This is a genomic window from Sphingobacterium sp. UBA7631 (assembly GCF_002483935.1).
Classification (GTDB): domain Bacteria; phylum Bacteroidota; class Bacteroidia; order Sphingobacteriales; family Sphingobacteriaceae; genus Sphingobacterium; species Sphingobacterium multivorum.
This window is the reverse complement of the sequence record NZ_DLIX01000011.1, coordinates 441,360-450,219: the sequence shown is the minus strand read 5'-3', so window position 1 is coordinate 450,219 and position 8,860 is coordinate 441,360. Positions and strand designations below refer to the sequence as shown.

The 8,860-nt window shown below is 40.9% G+C and carries 5 protein-coding genes; all 5 read left to right on the top strand.

The window, feature by feature from the left end; all coding sequences use genetic code 11:
• Positions 1-272 precede the first annotated feature (272 nt).
• The 5 genes from B3P16_RS24255 (at position 273) to B3P16_RS24235 (ending at position 8,849) form a co-directional block, all read left to right on the top strand.
• Complete coding sequence (locus B3P16_RS24255; protein ID WP_112375125.1) at positions 273-485, top strand: hypothetical protein; 213 nt, start codon at positions 273-275, stop codon at positions 483-485.
• 1,376 nt (positions 486-1,861) lie between these two features.
• The gene (locus B3P16_RS24250) at positions 1,862-3,046 is read left to right on the top strand and encodes a Pycsar system effector family protein (RefSeq protein ID WP_286844895.1); all 1,185 of its coding nucleotides are present in this window, start codon (positions 1,862-1,864) and stop codon (positions 3,044-3,046) included.
• A gap of 161 nt (positions 3,047-3,207) precedes the next feature.
• Entirely contained in the window at positions 3,208-5,229 is a 2,022-nt protein-coding gene (ppk1, locus tag B3P16_RS24245) for a polyphosphate kinase 1 (protein WP_286844892.1), read from the top strand.
• 120 nt (positions 5,230-5,349) lie between these two features.
• Positions 5,350-6,246, top strand: coding sequence for a hypothetical protein (locus tag B3P16_RS24240; RefSeq protein WP_286844890.1), 897 nt, complete (start codon positions 5,350-5,352; stop codon positions 6,244-6,246).
• Positions 6,247-6,248: 2 nt separating this feature from the next.
• Complete coding sequence (locus B3P16_RS24235; RefSeq protein ID WP_286844889.1) at positions 6,249-8,849, top strand: hypothetical protein; 2,601 nt, start codon at positions 6,249-6,251, stop codon at positions 8,847-8,849.
• Positions 8,850-8,860 lie beyond the last annotated feature (11 nt).

Genomic DNA, 8,860 nt, shown 5'->3' with positions numbered 1-8,860 from the left:
CTTTATCTTTTTTGTTTTTCCTTTCGTTTCCGTTGGGACTGCAAAGGTAGAAATCTTTTTTGAACTTCCAAAAACTTTCTGAAGTTTTTTTTCTTCTCTCTTTTTCCGATTTCCGCGCTCAACTCTCGTTAAACCCTTCTTTTTTCATGGTTCCCTGCTCTCGCGGTAACCGTCCCTCCCTTGCGGAGTGGTGCAAAGATAGGGAGTTTACAGACAAACTTCCAAGCCTTTTGTTCTTATTTATTTCATTTTCACCTTAACTACCTGTAAGGGTGCGAGATTCTTTTTGTAAAACAGGTGATCGGAAGGCTGGGAAGGCCGGATCCGGCACAGAATGGGGACGGGAACCGGGACTCGATACAGGCTCCGCAGCGGAAACATGGATGAACATTGTATTGCTCGATCTGCTTAAGCTCGGGATCTCTTTGGTAGCCCGCTCGGCTCAACGCCCAATCGAAGACGATGCGCATAGGCGCAGCCTATAAACGGGTGGATATTGATAAGACCGGAAAATTGTGCCGTCGGAAAGATCGCAGCGGAAAGACACCGCAATGCAGGATATAACAGGGGATAGGCGGATATCGGTAGGTCGGAAAAATGGTAGAACACAGGGCTCCGGAATACCTTCATTTGCAGTCATACTTTCCTGCCTGTTTACTTAGGGTTAGTTTAGGGTTTAGTTAGGTTTAGTATAGGTTATGGCTAAGCAAATCCTAACTTATTACTAAGCTAACGATAAACAAGAGCTAAACTAAGAAATAAAGCATCCTTAACTCTCCCTTATTTAGGGAAAGCTGGTTCCGCTCGGGGACAACGCTCCGGCTGCTGACAAAGGTCTGCGGAAACCTCCGACTGCCCTCCCAGCCTCCTTTGTACCATGGTCGGGGCTGGTTTAGCCCCTGAACGTCTTGCGTCCGTGGTGAGTCCGTGTTGTCTCCGACTCTAAGCCCGCACTCACCCCGCTGCCAGCACGGACAAATGACGCTCCGAACGCCACCATGTCCCCCGGATGCCCCTAAAAAAGGCCAATACCAGACTGAACCGTAGCCGAACAACTCCGTAGCAACGCAGCAAACACGAAAACAACTCGGAAAAACATACTATCAAAGGCGCAAAAAGAATTTGGGAGCAGAGCAGCGTAGAGGAATGCCCCAATTTAACGATGGAGCGGAGCAACCCTTGCTATCTTATCTCCCTTGGTTTAAGGCAACACATAAGCTGTGTTTATTTATCAGTGATACACCGTGAATACGTGCTAAACCCGAGGTGAGTCTGCGTTGAGTCCGAGTCAGGCACGCAGTAAGCCCTGTCACGCTATGCTCCCCCCTTGAGCTGTCCTTAGAGTGGCTTTCGGGGCGGAATGAAAACTGGATAAACCCTGAATAATGACTAAAAAGCGCTATATGCTCGGAGTAACACAGCATAAAAAGGACTAAAAAAGCATTTCACCCTACTAATTTCCCGCATCGGCCTCAACATAGGACTGAATCAGGATCCAGTTTAGAATCCAATTTCGAATTCTGGACGCCCTATTTTATCGTTTTTACCTATCGACGGTATTAATCTGAGACATGCTCAATGACCGCCTTAGTAAATGTTTGCTCGAGTACTTTACCTAGGTTTCCTTGATTAGCATTAGTCTGGGTACTCTTTTTTTATTAAAAGCTAAATATTTCATCCGATTAGCGGTCTGTTTTAAGAACAATTCATCTACTTATATAACAGTCAATTTTACAACTACTGGAATAACGCTTTTTTCAGTAAATTTGATCTAGGTTAATAAATAACAAAAAAGAAGACCTTATTTTTAAGAAATTAAAGATATTAAATACTTTTATTGCAAATAAAACCATATTGGTCCATGATAGATTATGCTCAGCTTTTAAAACAGGTAGAAGAATATGCTGAAACTTATATTACAGAAAATATTTCAGTTTGCCATTGTTTTCACAATACGATACACACACGTTCTGTTGTACGTGCGGCGGAGGAGATTTCATCGTACTATAAACTAAAAGAGGAGGATCACTTTATTGTTATTAGTGCCGCCTACTTTCATGATCTCGGCTACGTAAAATCTGACAATGCTATTGGTCATGAAAAGAGAAGTGTCGAAATTGCTTTAAATTTCCTCCAGGACAAAGGCATACCGGAAGCCATACAGGAAAAAATCAAAGGTTGTATTTTAGCAACGAGAATGCCTCAGGATCCTACAAATCTGCTGGAGCAAATTCTCTGCGACGCAGACCTATTTCATTTTGGGAATGAGGATTTCGTCAACAGAAACAAACTGATGAAAGCCGAAGCTGAAGCAGTACTAGGGAAGGAGATCGATAAAGACGTATGGCGGGCCGGCACAATCAAACTATTAATGAGCCATCATTACCATACTGAATATGCGCAACAAAAGCTTAATGCCAAAAAGGAGATGAATCTAAAAGAACTGGAGAAAAAACAGGAGAAATCTATCTCAAAAAATAAAGAAAGTAAAAAGGAAGACAAAAAGGAAAAAGAGAAAGGCAGTAAGCCAGAACGTGGGATAGAAACAATGTTCCGGATTACGTCCTCAAACAATCAGCGACTAAGCGACATGGCAGACAATAAGGCCAACATCCTCTTAACAGTCAATTCTATTATCCTTTCTGTCGTGATTGCTGTCTTATTTCGGAAACTAGATGCCAACGAGCACCTGATTATCCCAACAATTATCTTAACTACAGCCGTGGTAGCAACCATGGTCATGGCCATACTATCAACGATACCCAAAATTCCGTCGGGTAAATTCTCAAAGGAGGAAATCGAACAGAAATCAGTCAATCTTCTCTTTTTTGGAAATTTTTACAAAATGAAACTCGACGATTATAACGAGGGTATGCAGAAGGTAATGGTCGACTCGGAATTTCTATATGGCATGCTCACCAAGGATGTTTATTCGCAAGGTGTGGTATTAGGACGAAAATATAAGCTTCTACGATACGCCTATGGAATTTTTATGTTTGGACTTGTTATATCGGTTGTTTCTTTTGTCGCCGCAACCATATTTTAATGCAATACTATAAAAACAGTGAAATATTTCAGCATCATGTTTTCCAAACTTTCTTTTTTATTTAAAAAGATGCCGCCTTTAGATCAATCATTAGCTACCAATAGATAGCATCATTATTAATGTTGTTGTAAGCACGTTGCCATAACCATAAATTTATACGGATGAAGAAGAAAGATCTTTATATCAACAGAGACATCAGCTGGCTATCGTTCAATGACCGGGTACTTGACCAAGCCGCTCGTGAGGAGGTACCTTTACTGGAAAAACTACAGTTTCTCGCTATTTTCTCGTCCAATCTGGATGAATTTTATCGTGTTAGAATGCCTGTACTAATGGCTTGGAAAAAAATAATGAAGCAAAATCCGGGACAGCTCATTCCGAACATCGATATTGGCACATATAAAAAAGCGTCAAAAACCATCAACAAACAACAGGAAAAATTTGGCTTAATACTAGCTGATATTATCCAAGAATTAGCAAAAGAAAATATATTCTTTATCTACAACCAAGCTATTCCAGCAGAAGTAAAAGACCTCGCAGCTCAATATTTCTTTAGTACAATTGCCTCCTACCTCCAAATTATACCAATTGATGATACTTCTTTTTTTCCGATCAACAATCAGCTCTACTTCGTCGTTACAGACGACAATACTGGAGTGGTATTCTTTCTAAATGTCCCTTCAAATCATATTGGCCGCTTTTTCACCTGTGAGATCATTGGGAATAAATATGTCGTACTCATAGATGATATTATCAAAGCATTTTTTCCTGAAGCCATAAGAAATACATCATTAAATTTCTATTCCTTTAAAATCACAAGGGATGCGGAATTAAATCTCCAAGATGAATTTGAGGGTGATATTGCCCAAAAAATTGAGACGGAAGTCAATAAACGTGATCTTGGCTATGCGACACGCTTTCTATTCCAGCCAAATCTGCCAAAACAGCTGATTGAAACATTGGCAACACTATTTGAACTGCGAAAAAGTAGCATTGTCGAAGGCGGAAACTATCACAATCTGAAAGATCTATTTTCATTTCCGATTAAAACAGCAGAATTTTCTTATCCAAAACAGCTGCAAATCAATAAGAATCAGAATTTCAGGGAATCTATCTTTGACCAAATAGACCGAGAGGATCTGTTGGTCTGCACGCCCTATGAATCGTTCGATCCCATACTACGTTTTTTTAATGAGGCCGCAATAGATCCAACCGTAGATGAGATTTACACGACCTTATACCGTATCGCCGGTGATTCGCATATTGCACAAGCGCTGGCTACCGCAGCAAAAAATGGGAAAAGAGTCAATGTATTTGTCGAATTGAAAGCGCGCTTTGATGAAGCGAATAATATACATTGGGCTCGATTAATGAAAGAACAGGGCGTCAAAATCACGTATAGCATCCCCAATTTAAAAGTACATGCCAAAATAGCGCTCGTGAGACGCAAAGAGGGTCGAGAAAGTGCTTTATTAGGCACAGGAAATCTAAATGAAAAAACGGCGAAGGTCTACACGGACTACTTCCTTATGACATCAAATAAACTATTGACCAACGAATTAGACATGCTATTCGAGTTTTTACCAGCTCGGAGAAAACCCCATCATCCAAATGAGCTGTCTTTTAACCATCTATTAATTGCACAGTTCAATCTCAAACATACATTTTTATCCCTGATAGACAAGACCATCCAAGCAGCTAAAGACGGAGACAGCGCTACAATAAAAATTAAATTAAACAATCTGGAAGAAGAATCGTTAATCAATAAATTGTATGAGGCGAGCCGGGCAGGGGTAAAACTGCAATTATTGGTCAGAGGAATCTGTAGACTAAAACCACAAGTACCCGGATTGAGCGACAACATTGTCGTGAAACGGATTGTAGGACGATATTTAGAACATGGCAGAATATTTATTTTTCAATATCAAGCACAAACGAGCGCGTATCTGGGCTCTGCAGACTGGATGAACCGTAACATCTACCGACGTATAGAAACTTGCTTTCCATTGCTGAATCTAGCATTAGCACATCAAATACAAGAGTTATTCGATATTCAGTTTGCAGACGACACCGAAGCAACTTTACTGGATGAACACGGACAAAATCAGGCAATAGAAACACAGCAGAAAAATGTTTCTCAGCAACAAATCCTTCATTATTTGAAAGGCAACATGAGACAATAGGGCTATTCAACAAGGCAGCTCATTACAACAAGAACAGCCTAAAAGCCCAACAATATAATCATTGAACGTAAGCTCATTCAGAAACCGGATGACTTCCTCAATTTAAAATTTAATCATATAATGATGAAAAATCCCACGATATTGACAACTATGGCATTAGGTTTAGCTTCTGTTATTTTTCTCGCCTGCAATCCGAATAATACAACCAAGGAAAACAGCAACAAACCCGCTCATGTTCAAGCTGAAAAACAGCAACAAATACCCTATACATTATCTTCGGGCATAAAGATGAGTTTGCCTGACGAATTGTTAGAAATATCCGGAATAGCTTTTCTCTCGGGACAGGATGACGATATTTATGCCATTCAAGATGAGCAGGGCTTTCTTTATAAATTTAACCAACCGACACAAAAAGTTACGTTCAACCCTTTTGGAAAAGATGGCGACTATGAGGACATCTCGATAAGCAATACACATTTCTTTATTTTAAAGAGCAATGGTAGCATCTATTCCTTTCCCATTGCCGAAAAGGACGATATAAAAAACGTGGTCGAACAGAAAAATTTACTTCCAAAAGGAGAGTATGAAGGGCTTTTTGTTGACCGCGAAAGCAACCAGGCATACGTATTATGTAAAGAATGTAAGGTCGACAGAAAACAATCGCAAACCTCGGGTTATGTCTTTTCAATTGACGAGCGTGGTCAATTTCAGCCGAAGGGAGAATTTGCCATCCAGCTTGATGAACTTCATGCATTTGATGCTAAAATTAAGAAAACGTTCAAACCCTCGGCGTTAGCTAAAAAAGCAGACAGCAAGGAATGGTATATCTTATCTTCTGTAGACAAAGCTCTTGTTGTAACCGATGAGAATTTTCATGTGAAATCACTCTCTCCATTAGACCCGAAGATCTTCCCTCAACCTGAAGGCATTAACTTTGATTCAAAATTTAATCTTTACATCAGCAGCGAAGCCGGTAATCAGGATAAAGGGATCATTTATAAATTTGAACAAAAATAGGCATGCAAAAGGTAGTACCATTCTTTCTTATTTTTCTTGCTAGTCATGCTTATTCACAACAAAAGCATACACAGTCCCCTGCACATCAGGGCAAATCCTTTGCTCAAACCGTTATCGAGGACAGTGTAAGCATCGTTGCAAATGCAAAATATGGTAAAGCCAGTAAATTCAAGAAGTTCTTCCTTGGCGAAAATTACCGCAAAGAATGGGCCGCGGAAACCACCTTGCCTTTGCTTCAGCTTTCAACCTTGTACGGGGGACTGCATCCTGTCAAACAGGGAGGCGGGATGCAATCGGTTTCCCTACGACTTACGGATTCAATCGGTCGGGAATGGGCACTACGTTCGGTCAATAAAAGGACTGAATCCCTCATACCTGAAGAGCTCCATGGGACCTTTGTACAGGATGTCTTAGACGATGCCACCAGCGCCCAGCATCCCTATTCCGCACTTATGATCCCTGCTTTGGCAAATGCCGTGAACGTCCCCCATGCCCATCCCATCATCGGCGTTGTTGCACAAGACAGCATATTGGGGGAATACGCGCCGCTTTTTGAGCATACGGTGGCTTTACTAGAAGAACGCGAACCACTTGGTGATTCAGACAACAGCCCAAAAGCTGTCCGAAAACTACAGGAAGATAACGATGATAACTTTAAAGCTAAGGCATATCTGCGCGCAAGAATGCTGGATGTATTGGTAAGCGATTGGGATCGACACGAGGATCAATGGCGTTGGTATAATGAAAATCAGGATAGCACAGATCACGATAAAGACTACATTCCTATTCCCCGCGATCGGGATCAGGCGCTGCGTGTCACACAAGGTTTTCTGATGAAAGATATCTATCAGCAATTTGTCAACCCAGTCATGCAAGGTTTTACGACGGGTATTCCCAATATTCGCTATTCTTTATTTAAATCGCGTTTTTTAAATGCCCATCCGAGCAACCAGCTTTCTCACAAGGAATGGACCAAAGAGGTCAAGCAATTTGTAGCACGTCTCACAGATTCGGTATTATGGGAGTCGGTACGTAGCCTGCCACAGTCGTCCATTGCTATTCGTGGGGAACAAATTTTTAAAACACTTCAAAGCCGTCGTGATGCTCTACCCTCAGCGATGGAAGAGTATTATAATTTCATCAATAACATTGTCGATATTCACCTCAGCGACAAAAACGAAAAAGTAGAAATACACAGCACGGAAAATAAAAACCTGAAAGTCAAAGTTTCGAAGATCAATAAAGATGGTAAGGTCACCAAAGCATTGATGGACAAAACCTATAAAGACCGCCTAACAAAAGAAATTCGTCTCTATTTAGGTGAGGGAAAAGACTCTGTTGTCATCGATAACGCAAATTCTCCGATTAAACTCCGAATTATTGGAGATAGCACGCCAAAGACTTATGTTATCAACGAAAGCAAATCGAAAATACAGCTTTACGAGAATACCAAAAACTCCACTTTACTGGGTGAGAAGAACAAAATAAAGCTTCATTATGCACAAGATAGTACCAACACGCAATTTGTTCCTGTAAACCTATATAACACCTGGCTTCCTCTGGTGACTGCGGGTTATAATGCTGATGACGGTTTTTCGCTCGGGCTGGGGGCTGCTTATACACATCAGCGTGGATTTAGAAAAAATCCTTTTACGTATAAGCAACAACTGACTGTAGCAACAGCCTTCCGGACCGGAGCTTATAAAATTCACTATAGAGGCGAATGGATAGCTGTTGCCGGGGATGCAGATCTTGTTGTCGATGCGCTAGCAAAAGCTCCTGACAACACGCAAAACTTCTTCGGTGTAGGTAATAACTCGCTCTTCTTAAAGGAACAGTATGGTGCAAAATATTACAGAAGCAGATTCAATATTTTCAATATCAATCCGCAGTTAAGATGGAAACCTTCATCTACGTTAAGCTTTGCCGTAGGTCCGCATATCCAATTTTACCACTTAGATCCGATTGAGAATGAAGATCGATTTATTTTAAATCCCCAAGCTTTACATTCTTACGATAGTTTATCGATTACCAAAGACAAAACTTTTGCAGGTATCAATGCATTTTTAACACAAGACTCCCGTAATCGAAAGATTAACCCAAGTAAAGGGCTATATATTGAAGCCGCTTTGAATTCCTATTTTGGACTCAATCCGTACTCAAAAAATTCAGCGCAGTTAAGTGCCGCAATAACCGGCTATTTCAGTGCATTCAATGAAGGCATTATATTCGCCAATAGAACGGGAGGGGGGATCGTTGTCGGGAACCCTACATTTTATCAATATTTATTTCTAGGTGGCCATGAAAATCTCAGAGGATTTCGCCAATATCGATTTGCGGGGCAACAGATGCTGTATAATAACCTAGAGGCCCGTGTTAAAGTACTTGATGTCAAAAGCTATGTTCTTCCAGGTGAATTCGGACTAATGACCATGTATGATATTGGAAAAGTATGGGCAAAGGGCTATAATAGTGATAAGTTTCATCAAGGTGTGGGTGGGGGCATTTATTACATCGTCGCCAATGCACTTCCTTTGCATTTTGTCATGACGAAATCCAATGAAGGCTGGTATCCCTATTTCAGCACAGGTTTCCGCTTTTAAAATTTCGATCC

Excerpts from the sequence above, each read along its gene's own strand:
- B3P16_RS24250 (WP_286844895.1), top strand. The coding sequence starts at position 1,862 with ATGATAGATTATGCTCAGCTTTTAAAACAGGTAGAAGAATATGCTGAA.
- ppk1 (WP_286844892.1), top strand. The coding sequence starts at position 3,208 with ATGAAGAAGAAAGATCTTTATATCAACAGAGACATCAGCTGGCTATCG.
- B3P16_RS24240 (WP_286844890.1), top strand. The coding sequence starts at position 5,350 with ATGATGAAAAATCCCACGATATTGACAACTATGGCATTAGGTTTAGCT.
- B3P16_RS24235 (WP_286844889.1), top strand. The coding sequence starts at position 6,249 with ATGCAAAAGGTAGTACCATTCTTTCTTATTTTTCTTGCTAGTCATGCT.